A 20,588-nucleotide genomic window follows, 5' to 3' on the forward strand; every position below is an offset into this window, starting at 1 on the left:
GGTCTGGTACGCGGCGCTCGCGTGCGCCACGAGTTTCCGTGCGTTCCTGTTGTTCAGGGAGCGAAGCCACGACGGGTAGTGTGCTTCTGTCGCCGGTGTGCAAGTGCTGCTGCGAGTGCCAGGCTCAGTAGCTGACCGCTTCACGCCCGCGCCGCCGCCTCGCGAAAATCGCGCGGCGCCATCCCATACGACCGCCGGAACGCACGCGTGAAATCGGACGAACTCGTAAAGCCGAGCCCATACGCGATTTCAGTGACCGTGAGATGCCGGCAGCGGGCCAGCTCGTCGACGGCTTGCCGCAATCTGAGGTGCCGGATATAGGCGCCGAGTCCGCCTTCGTGCTGGAACAGCCGGTACACGCTGGGCCGCGAGAGCCGCAGCGAATCGACGATGCTCTCGGGCGAAAGATCCGGATTGCGAAGATTGGCCTGGATATGCCGGCGCACGTGGCCGAACATCGCGGCCCGCGCCGCCGCGCGCACGCTGCCGTCGAGACCGGCTTGCTTGCCGAACGCGGCGACGAGCAGTTCGGCGCCCGTGTGAATCGCGCAGCGCAGCGCGCCCGCGTCCATGTTCGCGACGTTCCGGCTCAGCGCCGCTACGTGTTCGAGGATCAGCCGCGTGAGCGGGGTTTCGTTGCGCATCGTCCGGCCGTGCAGCGCCTCGGGATCGGGAAACACCTGCGCCGCGAGCGCGCCCGGCACGAAGAACGTCAGCACGCGACACGCGTTGCGCCGCATCCGGACGGGTTGCCCCATGTCGAGCGCGAGAAAGGTGGCGGCACCTGTGCCACCCGGGCGGGCAGACGAGCGGACCGATACGTCGTCGACGTCGCCTTCGAGAAACACGTGGAAGACGAAGTCGCGAATGCTGTCGGTCGAGATCCGCGCGAGCGACCGGTCGAGCAGCATCGTGTCGGAGCGGCAATCGGTAAAAACGAGTTCGCCGACACCGTAACGATCGATCGATGCGTTGAACGGCATCTCGATTCCGGCGCGGGTGGGGAGGACGTCGATGACATGGCCGACCCGGTCCCGCCATGCCAGCAGTTGCTGGTACGGCGCGAGGGCTTGCACGTCGAAATGGCTGCGAATCACGCCTTCTTTCTGCAGAGGGCCGGATTCAACGGGGGTAGCGTGATGGGTCATGCTGTTGGTTTCCGCGGCACATCGTGAAGCGACCGCGAAGCCGAGTTTATCGGATAAACGAATCCGGACGGAATCGCCCAAAAACAATATCGATATACGCGGGCTTATTATTCAGACAAAAGCGGAGGTCGCGTCAAAACCCAAAAACTGAGACGCACGGTCAAGACAACCTGCTCCGGTGTAGACATAATTTCCACAAACGAGGTGCCACCCGGACTGAAAGTCGCGGTCCCGTCGGATGCAGTTCACCGACATGGTCCATCAAAGACGACACGCCCCGGCATTCGAATCCAGCCAGCGCCGCGCCGACCGGACCGGCTGGAACATAAATCGATCGGTGCAGAACCTGAGAGAAGCCACGCGTTGTACGCCTGGCGCAACACCCGGCGAGGCCCCGGCTCGAACATTCGATACGTTGTCTTTAGTGACATCGTCGCGATGTTCGAACCGGTGGTCCTACGGGAGCGGTATTGCGTGGCGATCCGCTTCATCAATCAATCGCGCCGAACCCCGACACGCGATCGCCCATCGCGACGCTCGCGCTCATCTCCTTTCCTTTTCTTCCGCGATGTAATGCATGTCGATGCGTCGCGCGCCGCTGTCTTTTGCGTCGTCCGCGAACGACAGGTCATCGTTCAGCCCGATTCACCGCACACACGATGCAGCACGCGATCTGCACGTGGCTTACCGCTTTAACACGACGTAAACATCGAGCAACAAAGCCGCGCGGAAATTCCCCTAAGATGGGTTGACTCCATCGTTCAGCCGGGCAATCGAGCCCGCGCCGCATCGTGTCCTTCCCACCTCTGGTTGCTAAGGTTTGCTCATGTATCACACCATGGCCATGGAACTCATCGATGAATCGGGTGCGACAGGTGTTCGCTTTTCAATCGAGGACCAGGCGTCGCTGTTGCGGGTCGAAGACGTCGACGTGTTGATCGCGAAGCTGGTTCAGTTGCGCGGCACGATGCAGCCGCCGCATTCTCTCGAGCCGGTCCGTTCGCAGCACTATCCACTCGAAGTGGACCCGTGCTGGCATATCGACCGCTCTCCGCTGTTTGCGGGCCCTGTGCTGATGCTGCGTCATGGTGGGATCGGCTGGACGGCGTTCGCGCTTTCTCAGCCCAGTGCGTTGCATCTCGTCAAGGCGCTATCGACGCGAGCCGATGTCGTGCCATACGCAGGCTCGCTGATGAACTAGCGCGCTGTGACGTGGCCTGCGCGGTAAGCGCGGGTAACACAGCGGTAATTCATCCGTCGATCATCGCCGTTATCGTGAGTACCGGTATGTCGAGTTTCACTGCAGGAGGTTGACACGATGCGCACATTGCTCGCGGCATGGCTACTCACGAACCGTCTCGCACAACCGCCCGATATGCTGGCTGCCAGCATGCGTTCATCGAGCGAATGCGTCGAACGAGTGGAGGGTTCCTTTTACGATCTGCTATGCGAAGCATCGCTGGCGCAGGACGGTACGACACGGCAGGGCTTTGCGTCGGGTCGCTATGCACAGCGGACGTCGGGTGCGTTCCTTCTCGCACCACGCTATTCGACTGTGACGCTGACGGCGGGTTATCGCGTCGAGACGGCACCGTCGGCATCGGTCATGCGCATGCGGGACGCGAAGCGCGCAGACGAAGCGCGCGATGAATTCACCGCGATGAAACGCACCGGAACGCTCGACCGGTCGTGATTGCGCGTGCGTCGCGCGCGCATTGCACGATCAATTGCGTGAGTCCTTGCACCGACAGTTGCGCGGAAATCCGTGCGGATGTTCATGCAGAAACTCACGCAGAAATTCACCGAACGCACGTACGTATCGACATTCCGGTGCTCTCCGTGATGCTGTAACGACACCGTGCGCACGAACCCCGCTTCGATCGCGACGCGTCCAACCCAGCGCGTGTGTGGCCCGCTGACCCTCGCGCGCGCCATCGCATTCGATTCCAAGCTTCTCCCGTAACAGACGAACGACATTGTCATCGACCGCGCACCGACACACCGGCCTTCGAGCCTGGGCACTCAAAACCTCGCTCAACGTACTGCTCCTCCTGCCGGTCTGGACCTCGCACGATGCGTTCGCGCAATTGAGCGGCGCGGCCGCGCAACCCGATGCGCTCGACGGCACCGACGGCATGCGGCTCGCACCGCAACTCGAAGAGCATCAGGGGAAACAAGGCACGTCCGGCGCTACTATCGGCGAAGCCCTGTCGGAAACCGGCACCACCGACACCGACCTCTCGCTGAAAGGCCAGGCCGAACTGCGCCGCTACCGGTCGGTCGTGAAAGCCGATGCGATTCACTACGCGGTCGACAGCGATACCGCCGACGCGTACGGCCACGTGCAACTGACGAACGACGGTAACATATTCACCGGACCGACCGCGCATCTGATCGTCGGCGCAACCGAAGGGACGATGCCCACGCCCAAATATCGCTTCAATCTGACTGGCGGCGTGGGCAGCGCTTCACGCGTCGACCTGCTCGACGATAGCCGCCAGACGCTGTACGACGGCACGTACACGACGTGCCAGTGCGCACATCCCGCGTGGTACGTGAAGGCCGCGAAGCTCGATCTCGACAGCGACGCGCAGGAGGGCATCGCGCACGACGGCGTGCTGTTCTTCCAGGGCGTGCCGCTGTTCGCATCGCCGTGGATGTCGTTTCCGCTGAACGGCGACCGCAAGAGCGGCGTGCTGCCGCCGATGTTTTCGATCAGCTCGACGAACGGTTACGACCTGTCGGTGCCGGTCTATTTCAATCTCGCGCCGAACTACGATTTGACGTTGACGCCGCGTCTGATCTCGAAGCGCGGTGCGATGCTGACGACCGACTTTCGTTATCTGTCGCCGACCTATTCGGGCACGCTGTCGGTCGCATTTCTACCCGACGATGCGACGACGAAGACGAACCGCTACGCGATCTCGTTCACGCATCATCAGACGCTCGGCGACGGGTTCGCCGCGTATGCGATCTACAACCGCGTGTCGGACGAAGCGGTCACGACCGACCTGTCGGACACCAGTTCGTTCATGCTCGGCACGCAGACGCTGTTTCAGCAGGAGGCGGGCGTCACGTGGAATCACGGACCGTGGTCGGTGCTGACGCGCGTGCAGAACTGGCAATCGTTCACTACGGCGCCGCCGTATAACCGCGAGCCCGAAGTCGACGTGAAGTACGCGCGTTATAACGTCGGCGGTTTCGATTTTGGCGCCGATGCGGACGCGACGCGCTTCTCGATTCCGGTCGGCGATTCGACGCAGGGCACGCGTCTGACGTTCGATCCGTACGTCAGCTATTCGGTCGTGCACCCGGGCTGGTACGTGACGCCGAAGTTGCAATGGCATTTCGCGTCGTACGATCTGTCGTCGATCGGCAGCAGCGCGCCGACGGGGCAGCCCAGGACCTTCAACGTCAACGTGCCGACGCTGAGTCTCGATTCGGGCGCGACGTTCGAGCGCAGCGTGCGTCTGTTCGGCGTCGATCTGATCCAGACGCTGGAGCCGCGTCTGTACTACGTGTACACGCCGTATCGCAACCAGACGTTCGCGCCGATCTTCGACACCGCGCCGCTCGACTTCGGGCTCGCGGAGATTTTCACGAGCAACCGCTTCATCGGCGGCGATCGCGTGTCGGACATGAATCGCGTGACCGCCGGTCTCACGACGCGTTTCCTCGATGCCGCGAGCGGCGCGGAGCGCGCGCGTTTCGTGCTCGCGCAGGAATACTACTTTCGCGGCACCCAGGTGACGATGTCCGGCGACGATCCACCAACGGTCGGCCCGTCGAACCTGATCGCCGGCGCGTCGTTCAACGTGCGCGACGACCTCGCGGTCCAGCAGGCCGTCGAATACAACCAGTCGAGCAATGTGTTCACGCAGGCGAGTTCGGGCGTCGCGTGGAAACCGGCCGACGGCAAGGTGATCAACGCGGCGTTCCTGTACGCGCGCGCCAATGCAACGCTCGACGATCAGGCAATGGACCAGGTGCTGCTGTCCGCGCAATGGCCGGTTACGCGCCGGCTCTCCGCGGTCGGATCGATCGACTACGACGTCGTGAGCCACCATCTGCTGACAGGGCTGCTCGGTGTCCAGTACGAAGCGGACTGCTGGGCGCTCAGCTTCGCCGTCGAGAAGTACACGAACACCAGCTCGACGACCACGCCGAGCACCGGCACGCGCGTGCTGATGCAATTGCAGTTGAACGGCTTCAGCCGGATCGACAACGGGTTGCTGCAGCAATTCCGCGCGACCGTACCGGGCTACACGATGCCCGCGACGACGACGCCCGAATCGCGGTTCTCGGACTATCCGTGAAGTACGGACGAACGCATGAACGCAGCGGCATGAGCACGTTGCAATTCCTTTCCTCGCGTCACGCCGCATGACCGCACGCATTCCTCAACGTTCTCCCGATACCGGTCGATCGCATCGCCACGCACGACGCAATCCCACGCAACCGATACGCAGCGCGGCTGTCCGCTAAGCAGCAACGCACACGCGCGACACACAGGCCACACGCCGATCTTTACGAACAACGAGCTTCGAAAGAGCCCGTAAGAACCGCTGTTGCCGGTAGCCAACGGTGCGCCAGATATGGCGTGCGCTAATGGCGCGTCCGGTCGCCGTCCGATGAAGCGCGCGGCCGGATTTCGAGTTGCACGTCTCGCGCGGCATCGGCGAGACCACGCATGGCAGGCGCACTGCGCCTCGTTACACCCTTGGAGAAATCAGGAATGAAAAAAACACTCGCGTCTCTCGCATTGTTCGGAGCGGTGGCCGGCACGGCACACGCGCAGAACAGCGTCACGCTGTATGGATTGATCGACGAATCCATCCAGTACACGCACAACGCGACATCGACGGGCGGCAATCAGCTCGGACTGTACTCAGGCAATCTGTCGGGCAGCCGATGGGGCGTGAAGGGCTCCGAAGATCTCGGCGGCGGACTGAAGGCGATCTTCCAGCTGGAGAACGGCTTCAACGTGAACAACGGCAAGATGGGCACGTATAACGGCACGACATCGGAGTTCGGACGTCAGGCGTACGTCGGACTGCAAAGCGCGCAGTACGGCACGCTGACGCTTGGTCGCCAGTACGATCCGCTCGTCGATCTCGTGCAGGGGATGACCGAGGACAACTATTTCGGCAGCACGTTCGCGACGGCCGGCGACGTCGACAACTACGACAACAGCTCGCGGACCAGCAACGCGATCAAGTACCTGTCGCCGACGTACTACGGCCTGCAGGTCGAGACGATGTACGCGCTCGGCGGCGTCGCGGGGCAGACCGGTTCGGGACAGACGTGGTCGGCGGCGGCGGCGTACAACAACGGGCCGCTGTCGCTGTCGGCGGGCTACTTCGTCGCGGATAACGCGAACTCGGGCACGCTGCGCACCACGTGGTCGTCGACGTCGGACGGTACGTTCGACGGTCCGGTGAACTCGGGCTACGTGAGCGCGAAGTCGATCAACATCGCGCGCGTCGCGGGTCAGTATGTGACGGGACCGTACACGTTCGGTCTGTCGTACAGCAACGCGGCGTACAAGGCCGATGCGCAGTCGGCGTTCTCGTCGACGGAGAAGTTCAACACCGGACAGGCGTTCGTCAACTATCAGGCGACGCCGGCGATGCTGGTCGGTGTGGGCTACAGCTATACGAAGGCAACCGGCGACACCAGCGCGACGTATCACCAGGTTTCGCTGGGCGCGGACTACGCGCTGTCGAAGCGCACCGACGTCTATCTGGTCGGTGCGTGGCAGCATGCGAGTGGTCAGCAGCTGAACGCGGACGGCACGGTGAGCAGCGCGGAAGCGTCGATCGGGTCGTATGGTGTGGCGGGGACGAGCACGCAGGAAATGTTGAGCCTCGGCATCCGGCACAAGTTCTAACCGCATGACGTTGCGCCTGGATTCGGGCTTCGAGCCCAGGCGCATGCTTTACAGCAACCCCAGCGACGAAGCCTTCAACGTCGCCGCCGCGCGCGTCGAGCAGCCCAGTTTGCGGAATGTGTTCTCGACGTGCGTTCTCACCGTGCTCGGACTGAGCGTCAATGCTTTCGCGACTTCCTTGTTACTGCCGCCGCGACTGATCGCGCGCAGCACGTCGAGTTCGCGCGGCGTCAGTACGCCGCCCGCTGCATCCTTGTGCGGCTCGATGCTCTCCGCGCGACCGTCCGACACCAGCACGTCGATCACCTTCCGGTCGAAGCGACCACGCGCCGCTTCATCACGCAGCAACTTCACGGCTTCGTCGTCCGGCAACGCCTCGCGCCACGGCCGACGCGATCGCAGCGCAACCCACGCAACAGCCGCCGCGATAATCTGCGCTTCGATGCCGATCGCCGGTGTGCCGAGCGAGCGGAAGTAGCCGCTGCCGTCGTTTCGCTCGTACGCGTACGAGCCGAGTTCGGCGGCCTCGGCGAGTTCGCCCGACTGCCTGCCCGCGCGGGATGTCCAGTACGGGACGAGCCGCACTTTTTCCCACGCGGCATCGGGCAGCGGACCGCGTGTTTCCCAGATCGAATTCGGCACGGCCGCGCGTCCGATCCCGTGGATGAGTCCCGCGCGATAGATCGTTTCGACGGTGCTATCGGCACAGCCCATATGCGCCGCGCACTGTGCGGCCGCAGCGGCGACCGCGCGCGAGTAACCGGTCATCCATGGGAGTTTCAGATCGACGATGTCCGCGAGCGGTTCGATCGCGGCGGTTCGTTCGGCATGCGATGCCGCGAGCGACGAGGCGCGCGCGGCTGCAGCTTGCGCGTCGAGTTCGGCGACCCAGCGCTCGCCTTCGGTGATCGCAATCGCGGCGAGATCGGGCGGATAGACCGAGCCGCCGTTGCGCGAGAGCATATCCCGGGCGCGGGCGGCGCCATACGTGCGGCTGAAGATTTCCAGATCACCCGCGAGCGCGACGGCGAAGACGCCCGGCGGCACCGACGCGCTGTCGCGTTGCCACACGAGGCCGCTGCCGTCCCATTTTTCGAAGAGGTTGCGCAGGATCGCCTGCGTGCCGCCCGACAGACCGAGCAACGCACCGACCTCTCCGGACACTTCGCAGTGAATCTCCGCGACCGGTTTCAACGCCGCCGCGACGCCGCCATGCTGTTCGAGCGGCGCCGACCAGCCGGCGCGCGCGGCAAGCATCGCTTCGCGTCCGGCGACGTCGTCGCCGAGCAGCTCCGCGATGTTCGGCGCATTCGCGGTGCATCCCGACCAGCGGATCAACGCGGCATCCTGCGCCGCGTGCGCCGCCGCATCGTCGAAGCCCGCCGCGCGCGCGATGCGGCCCGCGAGGCAGGCGGTGCGGATCGAGTGGTCGGTGGGCTGGCCCATGCTCAGATCGCCGACGAACGCGAGCGCTTTCATCGCATCGAAAACCGGCACCGGGCTACGCTGTTGCGGCATGCTCACGAATCTCCATCGGAAGGGGAAGAGGAAGAGGACGAGGGGGCGGTCAGACGGGGCATCGGTCATTCGACCGATGCCCGCAGTGGCCGAAATCGATCATTCTGGCGTCTCTCCTCTCAGACGAAACAAGGGTGCCAATCGTGACACATCTCCTCAAGAAAAGTATGTCCGCACTGCTGATCGGCGGCGCGCTCTTCGCCGCTACCGCGCAGGCCGCTACGCCGCAGGATCTGAAAGGCAAGAACATCGTGCTGGTTCACGGTGCGTTTGCCGACGGTTCCAGCTGGGCCAAGGTCGTGCCGATCCTCGAAGCGCACGGCGCGCACGTCGTCGCGGTGCAGAACCCGCTGTCGTCGCTGCAGGACGACGTCGCGGCGACGAAGCGCGCGATCGATGCACAGGATGGTCCGGTCGTGCTGGTCGGCCATTCGTGGGCTGGCGTCGTGATCACCGAAGCGGGTAACGATCCGAAGGTCGAGTCGCTCGTGTATGTCGCGGCGTTCGCGCCGGACAGCGGCCAGTCGATCAACGACATCCTGAAGGACAAGCCGGCGCCTGCATGGGCGTCGCAGCTGAAGAAGGATTCGGGCGGCTTTCTGACGCTGTCCACCGATGCGGTGATCCATCAGTTCGCGCAGGACGTGCCCGAGTCGGAAGCACGCGTGATCGCCGCGACGCAGGGACCGTGGTCGTCGGATGCGCTGGGTCAGAAGGTCACGACCGCGTCGTGGCACAGCAAGCCGTCGGCGTTCGTCATTGCCGATCGCGATCATATGATCGATCCGCATCTGCAGGCCGCGATGGCGAAGGACATCGGCGCGACCGTGACGCACGTCGATTCGAGCCACGTCGCGATGGTGAGTCATCCGGCGGTGGTCGCTGCCGCGATCATTGCGGAAGCGAAGAAGGCGCATTGAGCGGGTGGTGTTTCGAATGGGGTGTGGACGCGCGATGGTGTGTCCACGCCGCATTCGTCATGCCGCCGCCCTGCGCACGGTGATGTCGCGTCGCGGCGGCACGCCGAACATCCGCGAATACTCGCGGCTGAACTGCGACGGACTTTCATAGCCGACGCGAAACGCCGCGGTCTCGACGTTCGCGACGTCGGCGAGCATCATCCGGCGCGCTTCGATCAGCCGGATCTGCTTCTGATATTGCAGCGGCGTCATCGATGTCAGCGTCTTGAACTGTCGATGAAACGCGGACGGACTCATCTGCGCGATCGACGCGAGTTCTTCGATCCGGATCGATTCCGTGAAGCGCTCGCGCAACACGTGGATAGCGCTCATCACGCGCTGCGCGTGGCTGTTCGCGAGTGCGAGCCGCGCGATCTCTCCGCCGTGCGGACCCGTGAGCAGCCAGTACGCGATTTCGCGCATGATCAGCGGCTGGATCGCGGCAATCGCGTCGGGTGTGTCGAGCAGACGGACCAGACGCAGCGCGCAATCGGCGAACGGGCCGTCGAAGTGCGTGACGAAAATTCCCGAGCCGCTTTCACCTCCCGCTTTCGGTGGATGGTCCAGTCCTTCCATCACCTCGCGCATGATCGCGAGATCGAATTCGATGATGACGCCAAGATACGGTTTGTCGGGACTCGCCTCGACGACCCGGCCGAACGCCGGCGTTTCGACGCTCACGACGAGCGCCTGGCCGGGGCCGTATTCGAAGCGTCTGTCGCCGAACGTCGTCCACTTTTTGCCCTGCGCGACGATGCACAGCGCGGGCCGGTAGATCCGGTGAACGGGGCGCTGCTCGCGCGGCGAGCGCAGCAGCACGAGGCCGTCGATTGCCGTGATGAACGGGTTGGGTCCGGGCTGCGCGTTGGTGTAGCGGGCGATGGCCTCGACTAGCGCGTCTGACATGGTGGGTTCCAGGGTGTGGGTTTGCGGTGTTGCCGATCTCCCCATGTTATAGCGAGTCGAGCAGGATCAGGCAAGAACCGGGCGAGTTTCGGTATTCAACCGGCGGGGTGCGACGGCTATCTTGATCTCCAGGCAAACCTACAGGAGCAAGACATGCCGACTCAAAACACACAGGATTCACGGGCCCAAATCGCGATCGTTACCGGCGGTAGCCGGGGGATCGGCCGCAATACGGTGCTGAGCCTCGCCCGTCGCGGCGTCGATTCGATTTTTACGTATCGCTCGAATCGGGCAGAAGCGGACCAGGTCGTCGCAGCGGTTGCCGAGGCTGGTGCACGCGCGGTGGCGCTGCCGCTCGATACCGGCGATTCCGCGTCGTTCGATAAATTTATTGGCGAGGTCCGCGAGGCGCTGACGACGCTCGGCGCGCAGCGCTTCGACTACCTGGTGAACAACGCGGGCACGTCGTTGCACCACGCATTCGCCGAGACGACCGAAGACGAACTCGATACGCTCTACCGGATTCATTTCAAGGGCGTGTTCTTTCTGACGCAGAAGCTGCTGCCGCTGATCGCGGATGGAGGGCGGATCGTCAATATCTCGTCGGGGCTGACGCGGTTTTCGATGGCCGGCGTGACGGGCTATGCGTCGATGAAGGGCGCGGTCGAAGTATTGACCCGCGTGCTTGCGACCGAACTCGGCCCCCGCGGTATCGGTGTCAACACGGTGGCGCCCGGCGCAATCGCGACCGATTTCAGCGGCGGCGTGGTGCGCGATAACCCCGAGGTCAATCAACGCGTCGCGAGCATGACGGCGCTGGGTCGCGTGGGTGTGCCGGACGACGTCGGTCCGATGATCGCTTCGCTGCTGTCGGACGATAACCGCTGGATCAACGCGCAGCGGATCGAGGTGTCGGGAGGGATGGTGGCGTAGCAGCGCGCTGATGAGCGTGGCAGCATGCGGTCGGATCAGCGGCCGCGTTTCGTGCTCCGACCGCTGACCTTCTGCTTCGCCTCGCCGAGCGCGAGCTCGACGCAGAACTGTCGCACCGTTTCGAGCACGGGGGACTCGGTGCGGCCGTCGAGCGTGACGAACGCGTATTGCGCCGTGGCTTCGGGCGGCAGATCGAGCCGCACGACCGAGATCTCCCCGCTGCTGAGCCACACGCGCGCGGTGGCGAGCGTGCCGAGCATGATCGCATCCGTCGCGAGGACTGCCTCGATCAATGCCGCGACGGAATCCGACGATGCGCGCAGAAAGCGGGCAGGATGAGCGGCGGCCCCGAAACGTTCGATCAGCGCGCGCGTCACGTCGTCGCTCAACTTGGTCGCAAGGACCGGGTACCCGGCAATCTCGGCGAACTCCACACGACTGCGCTTTGCCAGCGGATGACCGCTTCGGCACATGAAGCCGGACTGCACCCGGCCGAGCAACTGGATGCGCAGATCTTCCTGCGGCGCGATGGAGCGCGAATGCATCAGCAGCGCGTCGAACTCACGTTCCCGTAAAGCCGCCACATGCGCTTCGGGACTGCCGGTCAGCAGATGAACGCCAACGCGCGGGTACCTGCTCAACATATACGACAGCAACGGCCCGGCAAACATCGCATTCGGCGCGGACCCCAACCCAAGCCGGACCGTCCCTCCTTCTCCCTGCATCAGTAACTGCGCGGTGTGCTTCAGATCCACCGCATCGGACACGATCTTTCGTGCGCGCTCCGCGACCACGACGCCGAACGGCGTGAGTTCGTTTCGTTTGCCGATGCGATCGATCAACCGCGTGCCGAGCTCCTGTTCGAGCATCTGGATGCTGCGACTTAGCGCAGGTTGCGTGAGATGGAGTGCTTCCGACGCCCTGCTGAAAGAGCCTGTTTCAACGAGTGCGAGGAAATGCTCGAGGTGATGCAGGTTCATCGTGAATCCTTGTGCAGAGATCGTATTCGTCGATGTATTGCTGAAATCTGTCTATCAGAGAATGTAATGATAATCAAAAAAACAATGCATTGGACATATGAATTTCGGATTTCTAGCATGCGTCATCGACTGGCTATCGGGCTCGGTCGATACAGACATGCAGACACGAATGAGAGGAGACATGAAAGCAGACAAATGGAGGATGCCTGGCCTCGCGCGGTTCGCCACGGTGCTTGCCGCTGCGTGTGCCGTTGCGCTCGCGGGATGTGGTGGAGGGGTTCAGCAAGACGCGAATGGGACGGCGAGTCTCAAGGTTCAGACGACGGAAGGCCCCGTTACCGGTTCGCAGAGCGGCGATGTCGTCGCCTGGCTCGGGATGCCATACGCGCAGCCGCCTGTCGGCGCATTGCGCTGGCGGCCGCCGCAGGCGCCGGCGTCCCGCACCGGCACGCTGACGGCCACGGCCTACGGCAACGCGTGCCCGCAGCCGACTGCGCAAAACGACATCCCGGCGAGCAGCATGTCGGAGGACTGTCTCTTCATCAACGTGCAGGAACCGGCGTCCGCGCGGGCCACCGGTAAGTTGCCGGTGCTCGTCTATATCCATGGCGGAGCGTTCACGATCGGCTCGGGCGCGCAGGTCGATGGCAGCGCGATTGCGACGACGGACAACCTGGTGTTCGTCAGTTTCAACTATCGGCTCGGTGCGCTCGGCTATCTGGCGAATACAGCGTTACAGGCATCCGCGGGCGACAGCAGCCTGGGAAATTTCGCCGTGATGGACCAGCAGGCCGCGCTGCAGTGGGTGCAGAAGAACATCGCTGCATTCGGTGGCGACCCGGCTAACGTCACGGTATGGGGCCTGTCGGCCGGCGCCACGTCGACGTTCACGCTGCTGCAGTCGCCGCTATCGAAGGGATTGTTCAGCAAGGCGGTCATGCAAAGCGGCGGCGGCGGTGCGTATTCGAATCTCTTGCCTTCCACCGCGACCGCACAAGGCGATACGTTGATCGCGGCCGTCGGATGCAGTAGCGCGACGGATGTCGTCGCGTGTCTGCGCGGCAAGTCACCCGACGATCTCGTGGCGGCGCAGACAGCCGGCAAGTGGCGTCCGACCGTCGACGGGAAGGTCGTCACGCAGGTGCCGGCCGATTCGTTCGCCGCCGGTACGTTCAACCATGTGCCGGTGATGATCGGCGGCGTGTACGACGAGGGCACGTTGTTCGTCGATCCCACGATGCCGGCATCGGTCTATACCCAGGCAATCGCGTCACTTGCGCCGCCCGGCTATGACACCTCCGGTATCGAGGCAGCCTATCCGCTGGCGAACTATGCGGTACCCGCGCAAGGTCTGGCCCGCGCAATGGGCGATGCGTTGTATGGCTGTGGCAACAGCGCCCGTCGCGACCAGCTCGCCGCATGGGTACCGGTGTATGGATGGGAATTCACCGATCCGACGCTGTCGTTCCCGACCGACCCGAAGACGTTCTATCTGGGTACATCGCATGGCACCGATACCGCTTACTGGCTCGGCCCGTCCGATGTCGCGGGCAGCGACCCGGCGCCCGCGATGCAGGCGCTCGGTGTCCAGATGAAGAAATATCTCGGCAACTTTGTTCGCCTTGGCGATCCGAACGGCACCGGCACGGATTCGACACTGCCGCGCTGGCCGCGCTATGCCGGTCCCAGCGATCGCGAGACGATCGAGTTGACGACTCCGTCGATCACCGTCTCGAACACCGCATTCGAAACGGTGCACAAGTGCAGCACGCTGTGGGGCCCCGGCGTTTTCCCTCCGATCTACTGATGCGGCACAACACAACGTGCGGGCTGCGCGAGCAGCCCGCCAGGCAGACGACGAAACCGGAATACCTATGATCGAACGTGTAGTGAATTATCTTCAGGCGGAGCACGACTCCATCCTGGAGCGGCTCAAGACCTTGCTCCGTATTCCCAGTGTCAGCGCGGACCCGGCGTTCGGGCCGCATATGGACGAAGCGAGACGATACCTGGCGACGCGGTTGAAAGAGATCGGTCTGCACAATGTCTGCGAGCTGGACGGAGGCGGTGAGCCGGCGATCTACGGCGAATGGCTGGGTGCGCCGGGCAAGCCGACGATCCTGATTTACGGGCACTACGACGTGCAGCCTGCCGATCCGCTCGAACTGTGGAACAGTCCGCCGTTTGAGCCGACGGAGCGGGACGGGCGCCTCTTTGCGCGGGGCGCGTCGGACGTCAAAGGCTCGACGACGATCGCGCTGGAGGTGGTTGCGGGTTTTCTCGCGGTGACGGGGCAGTGCCCGGTGAACATCAAGGTGTTTCTGGAGGGCGAAGAGGAGACGGGCAGTCCATCGCTCAGGAGCATCATCGAGCGGTATCGCGATCTGCTCGGTGTCGACGCGGTGTTGTCGGCCGACGGCGGTCGCGCGAGCGCGGCGGTGCCGACGATCAACACCGGTGCGCGCGGTAGCGGTCAACTGGAATTCAGCGTGCGCACCGCGAGCAAGGATCTGCATTCGGGGCGCTACGGTGGTCTTGTCCGTAACGCGCTGCATGAGATGGCGCGGCTGGTCGCATCGTTGCATGACGAAAGCGGCGCGCTGGCTGTGGAGGGTTTCTATGCCGGCGTCGCTCCGCTTACGTCCGCGCAGAGAGCCGACACCGCCGCTTTTCCATTCGATGCCGACGCCTATGTTGCCGACGTCGCGGCTACGCATCACGGCGAGCCGGGCTTCACGGTCAGGGAGCAGATGACGATACGTCCGTCGCTCGACGTCAACGGGATGTGGGGCGGCTATACCGGCACCGGTGGCAAGACGATCATCCCGAATATCGCGAGTGCGAAACTCACCGTGCGGGTGGTGGAAGGGCAGAACCCGGTCGACGTGCTCGACGCGGTCGTGCAGCACCTGCGGCGCCATTGCCCGCACGGCGTATCGCTCGAGATTCTGGCGACGCACGGCGGAGCGCCCGCGTCCACGTTGTCGCCGGATCATCCGCTCGTCCGCGCGGCGGAAACCGTGCTGCTCAACGAAACGGGCCGCCGAGCCGCGCACGTCCGGCTCGGCGCGAGCGTGCCGATTACCTCGATCTTCAAGGAGATGCTGGGCGTCGACACGCTGATGTTCGGCTACAACCTGCCCGACGAGGATGTGCACGCGCCGAATGAATTTTTCCACCTTCGATCGATCGGCGAAGGGCTGCGCGGGTGGACGTTCCTGCTCGACGAACTCGCGCGCTATCCCGTTCAGGACTTTGCCGCGACGCAGGGAGCGTCGCAGGCGTGAAGCATCGCATCGCTGCCCCTCCACCCAGCTTCGATCAGAGAGACATCATGGGAGACTACTTGAGCATCGCTACACCCGAAACTGCCCGTCCGTCGCGGTCGAAGCTTTTGATCGCGACGACCATTGGCAATGCATTGGAGTTTTTCGACTTCACCGTATTCGGCTTCTTCGCGATCATCATCGGCCATCAGTTTTTCTCGCCGCTCAGTGCTGACGGGCAACTGATGTCGTCGGTCGCTACGTTCGGCGTTGGCTTCGTGATGCGCCCGGTGGGCGGCGTGCTGATCGGGATATACGCCGATCGTGCCGGCCGGCGCGCGGCGATGACATTGACGCTGTCGTTGATGACACTCGGCGTCTGTCTCGCGGGCCTCGCGCCGACCTACGCCGACATCGGGATCGCTGCACCGATCATCATGGTCGTCGCGCGGCTCATTCAAGGATTTTCCGCAGGCGGCGAAGTCGGCCCGGCGACGACCGTGCTGCTCGAACATGCACCTCCCGGTGCGCGGGCCTGGTACACGAGCTGGCAACTGGCCAGTCAGGGGCTCGGTATCGCAGCGGGCGCGGCATCGGCGGCACTGCTCGCGTGGCTTCTTCCACACGACGCGCTCTATGCATGGGGCTGGCGGCTGCCGTTCCTCGCCGGCGCGGTGATTCTTCCGATCGGCATCGCGATTCGCCGTCAGTTGACCGGGCTGGAAGTCACGCCACCGCGAGGAACAGTCGACGAATCGGGCCGCCGCTCGCCCATGGTCGCCATGTTGGGCGGTCACGCACGCAACGTCGTCGTCGGTATCCTCCTCATCATGGGCGGTACTGTCACCGCGTACATGATCCTGTTCTTTATTCCGACCTATGCGATTCGCGAACTGAAGCTCGATGAATCCGCTTCGTACGCGTGCGCGGTGGCGTCCGGTCTGGTGATGGCTTTCCTGTCGCCCATCGCCGGAAAGATGGCCGATGCATTCGGCCGGATGGTTCCGATCGTTGCTGCACGGGTCGTCCTCGTCCTTCTGCTTTATCCCGCCGACGCATGGTTGACGAGCAATCCCAGTGTGGCCCGTCTGTTCATCGTTGTCGTCGGTCTGTCGATCTTCTTCACGATACAGGGCGCACCGTCGATCACGCTGATTCCCGAAATGTTCCCGAAGGCGCTGCGTGCCACTGCGACGGGCACCGTGTATAGCGTCGGCGTCGCACTGTTCGGCGGGATGACGCAACTGGTTGCCGTGTGGCTGATTCATGCGACAGGGAACAGACTGTCGCCCGCTATTGCGGTGACCGGTTGCATCGTGCTTTCGACGCTCGCGCTGGTCTTTGTCAAACGCGTGGCGATGGAGCCGTCGAGCGAAGTGGCTGCCACGCGCTAGATAGCATGTCGTTGTCCAGAATGAGAGGGTTACGACACATAATTTCGGATGACTAATTTAAATACACATATCAACACAATGAGGTGAGGAGAATGGACAAAAGGATTGCGGGGATAGTGGGTATGGCGGCATCGATGTTGATCTCGTCGGTGAGTCACGCACAAAGCTCGGTGACGCTCTACGGCGTCGTCGACGAGGGCATCAATTATCAATCCAATGCCAATGGACACGCGCTCTATAACCTGTCGAGCGGCGTCCTTCAGGGCAGCCGATGGGGTTTCAAGGGAACGGAAGATCTCGGTGGAGGCTTGCGTGCGCTGTTCGTGCTGGAGAACGGTTTCGACATCAATGCCGGAACACTCTCGCAAGGAGGGCGGATGTTCGGGCGGCAAGCGTACGTCGGTCTTTCATCCAGCCAGTACGGGACGTTGATGCTCGGACGACAGTACGATTCCGTTGTGACCTCGATCGGGCTGTTCGCAGTCGGGGACCAGTGGGGCGGTTATATCACCGCTCATCCGGGCGATCTCGACAACTTCAACAACACGGTCCGCACCAACAACGCGGTCAAGTACGTGAGCAATACGTACGGCGGTTTCTCTTTCAGCGGGATGTATGCGCTTGGCGGTCAGGCGGGAGACTTCACCGGTAACCAGGTGTGGTCGCTCGGCGCGAACTATGTCAACGGCCCACTCAATCTTGCGGCCGCGTACCTGAACGCACGGACGCCGAACGTCGGATTTTTCGGCAATAGCGCGGCCGCCGCGGTCACGCCGGCATCCACATCGCTTGCGTCACCGGTTACCACCGGCTTTATTTCTGCCCGCGACTATAGCGTTGCCGCCGCAGCGGGCTCCTATGTGTTCGGCTCGGCGACGCTGGGCTTTACCTACTCGAATACGCGCTTCAGCAACCTGGGCGATCTGTCGGCGGGCGCGAACCCGCATGGCTATTCGGGCACGGCGGTCTTCAACAACGCCGAAGTGAACGCGCAGTATCAGCTTACGTCCGCGTTCCTGATCGGTGCGGCCTACGACTATACGCATGGCGGCAGCGTTGCCGCCAAGGGAGGCGAAAAGCCTGCTGCCAGTTATCACCAGGTGTCGGTAGGTGCAGATTACTTTCTGTCGAAACGCACCGATGTGTATTGTGTCGGCGTCTATCAGAAGGCGTCCGGTGTCGATTCGCGCGACGTTACCGCTGTGGCTTCGTTGAACAACCTGACGCCTTCGAGCAACAACCACGCCGCCACGGTCAGGTTGGGCATCAGGCACAAGTTCTGATTCTTGCCGCGAGCGTCAGGGACAGCGATTCATTCGACGTTTCCCCCGCATGACGGTTACTTCATCTGACCGTCAGCTTCCAGTTAACTGCAGCGAGTATCGTTGAAAGACGGCGCTTCGGGCGACGCGCCGTCACTGGAATGGGACTACGTGTGTGGGATCGACACGGGAGACGATCATGAGTCGCATGACTGTTTCTTTCTTCCTCGGCGCACTGCTGTTCGCGCCGCTTGCATCGTTTGCGAAAGTCCAGGGCGAAGGCGGCCCGATCGCCGACGTGACGCTCGAACAGGCGCGTGTCGAGCATGCGAATCGTGCGGAGGATTTCGCGCGGTTTTGTCGCGCGCATGGGCAGCCGGCTGCCGCGTGTCGGGACGATGATGCGGCGCGTGCAACGCAGTAGAGCGGTAGAGCAGGTATAGCGTGAACGCGACGCTTGCGTCGCGTGCTGTATCGGCATGCGCGGTCGGCTATCGGGAATGCAATCCAGCGCACGCTTCGCACGACTTCTTCAGCCACCATCCGCCGGCAACCCCTCAGCACCCGCACCCAGCTGCAACTGCATCAGCTCAGTGTCCACCCACCGCCCAAACTTCAACCCCACCGACTTCAACGTCCCCACGCGACGAAACCCCAGCCGCTCATGCAGCGTCAGCGACGCGGCACTCCCGCTGTCAGCGACGACCGCGATCATCTGCCGCCACGGACCTTGCCCGCAACGCTCGATCAACGCGACGAGCAGGGCCCGGCCGATCCCCTGTCCATGCCATTGCGGATCGAGATACACCGAATCCTCGATCGAATAACGGTATGCGCTGCGCGGCCGGTACGGGCTTGCGTAGCAGTATCCGGCGACCTGTCCGTCGATCGATGCGACCAGATACGGCAGACCCTGTTCGACGATCGCCTGCCTGCGGCGGCGCATTTCATCGATTGAAGGCGGCACTTCCTCGAACGTCGCGAGGCTGTGCAGCACGTGGTGCGCGTAGATCGCGCGGATCGCGTCGACGTCGGTATCGAGCGCATCGCGGATCGCGACGGCAGGTTTCGTGAGCGGGGCTGAAGACATGGGATTTGCGTCGTGCGGGCGGAAGAGCCGAAGAGTCGAACGGATAAAGCAGTATTTTGCGCCGGAATTTTTCATGAATTAATCTTTGTCCGTTTATGCAACGCATAAGGAAAACTTTGATCATGGAAACGCTCAATCTCGACCAGCTGCGCGCATTCGTCGACGTCGTCGAGCTCGGCAGTTTTTCAGCCGCCGCCGACCGTCGACGCTTGAGTCAACCCGCAGTGAGCCTGCAGGTGCGCCAGTTGGAGAAGCGGCTCGGCGTGAAATTGATCGAACGGGTCGGGCGTCGCGCGATGCCGACGCCGGCAGGCACCGACCTGCTGCAGCACGCGGGCCATATCGACGCTGCCGTGAGCGCCGCGCTTCAGGATCTCGGCCGGCATACGAGCGGCGGTGCTGGCCGCGTGCGTCTCGGCACGGGAGCGACCGCGTGCATGCATCTGCTGCCACCGGTGCTCGTGCGTCTACGTCGTGCGTTTCCCGATCTCGACATCGCGGTGCGGACCGGCGATACGCCGGACATCGCGAAGGCCGTCGAGGAGAACCGCCTCGACGTCGGGTTTGTCACGTTGCCGGTGTCCGGTCGGATGCTCGACGTGACGCCGGTACTCGACGATGAACTCGTCGCGATCGAACGCACGGCACCCACGCGCGGCGCGCACATCGATCCGCTGCCCGCGCGCGTCACCGCCGACGCACTCGCACGCCGCACGCTGCTGCTGTACGAATCGGGCGGTCGCACGCGTTCGCTCGTCGATGCGTGGTTCGAGCGTGCAGGGCATCGTCTGGTGCCGTCGATGTCGCTCGGCAGCGTCGAGGCGATCAAGGAACTGGTCGCCGCCGGCCTCGGCTGCGCGGTGCTGCCGCGCATGGCGATGAAGCCTGCAGAGTCCACTCGTACGCTCGTCGTGCGTTCGCTGTCGCCGGTACTGAGCCGCACACTCGCGATCATCGTGCGACGCGACAAGCCGCTCAGCTGGGCGCTGCGTGAGACGATCGCTGCACTGTCGCAGTGCGCCGCGACCGGTGGCGCAGCGAAACGGACATCGACGCGCCGCTGACACCGCGCGATCTGCGAACCGCGTGCGCAGGCCCGCCTCCAGGCGGCCTCCCAGCCATCCTCTGTACAATAGTTCCGTCAAACAACCCGGGGCGGCATCCCGAGACCGTTCGGCGTACGCGCGTCACAGACAAGCGGACCGTCGCGGGATATCGCTGCGCTCTCACCGATTTCCGTAT

General features: G+C 63.4%; 17 protein-coding genes. 12 read left to right on the top strand and 5 right to left on the bottom strand.

What is annotated here, in order from left to right; all coding sequences use genetic code 11:
• Positions 1-140: 140 nt before the first annotated feature.
• Positions 141-1,148, bottom strand: a complete 1,008-nt coding sequence (locus E1748_RS13735; protein WP_133647777.1) for a helix-turn-helix domain-containing protein — start codon at positions 1,146-1,148, stop codon at positions 141-143.
• Between the two features lie 838 nt (positions 1,149-1,986).
• Here E1748_RS13735 and E1748_RS13740 point away from each other — a divergent pair.
• The 4 genes from E1748_RS13740 to E1748_RS13755 all read left to right on the top strand — a co-directional run bounded on the left by E1748_RS13740 (position 1,987) and on the right by E1748_RS13755 (position 7,038).
• Positions 1,987-2,349: a hypothetical protein gene (locus tag E1748_RS13740; protein ID WP_133647778.1), complete on the top strand. Its 363-nt coding sequence runs from the start codon at positions 1,987-1,989 to the stop codon at positions 2,347-2,349.
• A gap of 117 nt (positions 2,350-2,466) precedes the next feature.
• Complete coding sequence (locus E1748_RS13745; RefSeq protein WP_133647779.1) at positions 2,467-2,841, top strand: hypothetical protein; 375 nt, start codon at positions 2,467-2,469, stop codon at positions 2,839-2,841.
• Positions 2,842-3,190: 349 nt separating this feature from the next.
• Positions 3,191-5,464 (top strand): LPS-assembly protein LptD, encoded by a 2,274-nt coding sequence (locus E1748_RS13750; protein ID WP_240766732.1) that lies wholly within the window; start codon positions 3,191-3,193, stop codon positions 5,462-5,464.
• 419 nt (positions 5,465-5,883) lie between these two features.
• Positions 5,884-7,038 (top strand): porin, encoded by a 1,155-nt coding sequence (locus E1748_RS13755; RefSeq protein ID WP_133647780.1) that lies wholly within the window; start codon positions 5,884-5,886, stop codon positions 7,036-7,038.
• 48 nt (positions 7,039-7,086) lie between these two features.
• Here E1748_RS13755 and E1748_RS13760 read toward each other — a convergent pair whose 3' ends face one another.
• A complete protein-coding gene (locus E1748_RS13760) occupies positions 7,087-8,556 on the bottom strand; it encodes an HD domain-containing phosphohydrolase (RefSeq protein ID WP_133647781.1) in 1,470 nt (489 codons plus the stop codon).
• A 143-nt stretch (positions 8,557-8,699) separates the two neighbouring features.
• Between E1748_RS13760 and E1748_RS13765 the strand changes: the two genes are divergently transcribed.
• Entirely contained in the window at positions 8,700-9,476 is a 777-nt protein-coding gene (locus tag E1748_RS13765) for an alpha/beta hydrolase (RefSeq protein ID WP_133647782.1), read from the top strand.
• Positions 9,477-9,533: 57 nt separating this feature from the next.
• Here the strand turns inward: E1748_RS13765 and E1748_RS13770 are convergent, their stop codons facing one another.
• Positions 9,534-10,421 (bottom strand): AraC family transcriptional regulator, encoded by an 888-nt coding sequence (locus tag E1748_RS13770; protein WP_133647783.1) that lies wholly within the window; start codon positions 10,419-10,421, stop codon positions 9,534-9,536.
• 153 nt (positions 10,422-10,574) lie between these two features.
• On the opposite strand from E1748_RS13770, the gene E1748_RS13775 reads away from it, so the two are divergent.
• Positions 10,575-11,354, top strand: coding sequence for an SDR family NAD(P)-dependent oxidoreductase (locus E1748_RS13775; RefSeq protein ID WP_133647784.1), 780 nt, complete (start codon positions 10,575-10,577; stop codon positions 11,352-11,354).
• Between the two features lie 35 nt (positions 11,355-11,389).
• On the opposite strand, the gene E1748_RS13780 is transcribed toward E1748_RS13775, so the two are convergent.
• Complete coding sequence (locus E1748_RS13780) at positions 11,390-12,334, bottom strand: LysR family transcriptional regulator (protein WP_133647785.1); 945 nt, start codon at positions 12,332-12,334, stop codon at positions 11,390-11,392.
• Positions 12,335-12,515: 181 nt separating this feature from the next.
• On the opposite strand from E1748_RS13780, the gene E1748_RS13785 reads away from it, so the two are divergent.
• From E1748_RS13785 to E1748_RS13805, 5 genes are all read left to right on the top strand, one after another.
• The gene (locus E1748_RS13785; RefSeq protein ID WP_133647786.1) at positions 12,516-14,141 is read left to right on the top strand and encodes a carboxylesterase/lipase family protein; all 1,626 of its coding nucleotides are present in this window, start codon (positions 12,516-12,518) and stop codon (positions 14,139-14,141) included.
• 67 nt (positions 14,142-14,208) lie between these two features.
• Entirely contained in the window at positions 14,209-15,621 is a 1,413-nt protein-coding gene (locus tag E1748_RS13790) for a dipeptidase (RefSeq protein WP_133647787.1), read from the top strand.
• A gap of 47 nt (positions 15,622-15,668) precedes the next feature.
• Positions 15,669-16,994, top strand: coding sequence for an MFS transporter (locus E1748_RS13795; RefSeq protein WP_133647788.1), 1,326 nt, complete (start codon positions 15,669-15,671; stop codon positions 16,992-16,994).
• Between the two features lie 92 nt (positions 16,995-17,086).
• Complete coding sequence (locus E1748_RS13800) at positions 17,087-18,277, top strand: porin (protein WP_133647789.1); 1,191 nt, start codon at positions 17,087-17,089, stop codon at positions 18,275-18,277.
• A 178-nt stretch (positions 18,278-18,455) separates the two neighbouring features.
• A complete protein-coding gene (locus E1748_RS13805; RefSeq protein WP_133647790.1) occupies positions 18,456-18,680 on the top strand; it encodes a hypothetical protein in 225 nt (74 codons plus the stop codon).
• Positions 18,681-18,788: 108 nt separating this feature from the next.
• Here the strand turns inward: E1748_RS13805 and E1748_RS13810 are convergent, their stop codons facing one another.
• Positions 18,789-19,346, bottom strand: coding sequence for a GNAT family N-acetyltransferase (locus tag E1748_RS13810; protein ID WP_133647791.1), 558 nt, complete (start codon positions 19,344-19,346; stop codon positions 18,789-18,791).
• A 122-nt stretch (positions 19,347-19,468) separates the two neighbouring features.
• On the opposite strand from E1748_RS13810, the gene E1748_RS13815 reads away from it, so the two are divergent.
• Complete coding sequence (locus E1748_RS13815) at positions 19,469-20,410, top strand: LysR family transcriptional regulator (protein ID WP_133647792.1); 942 nt, start codon at positions 19,469-19,471, stop codon at positions 20,408-20,410.
• The last annotated feature ends 178 nt before the right edge of the window (positions 20,411-20,588 follow it).

It is taken from the genome of Paraburkholderia flava, assembly GCF_004359985.1.
In the GTDB taxonomy this organism is placed as follows: domain Bacteria; phylum Pseudomonadota; class Gammaproteobacteria; order Burkholderiales; family Burkholderiaceae; genus Paraburkholderia; species Paraburkholderia flava.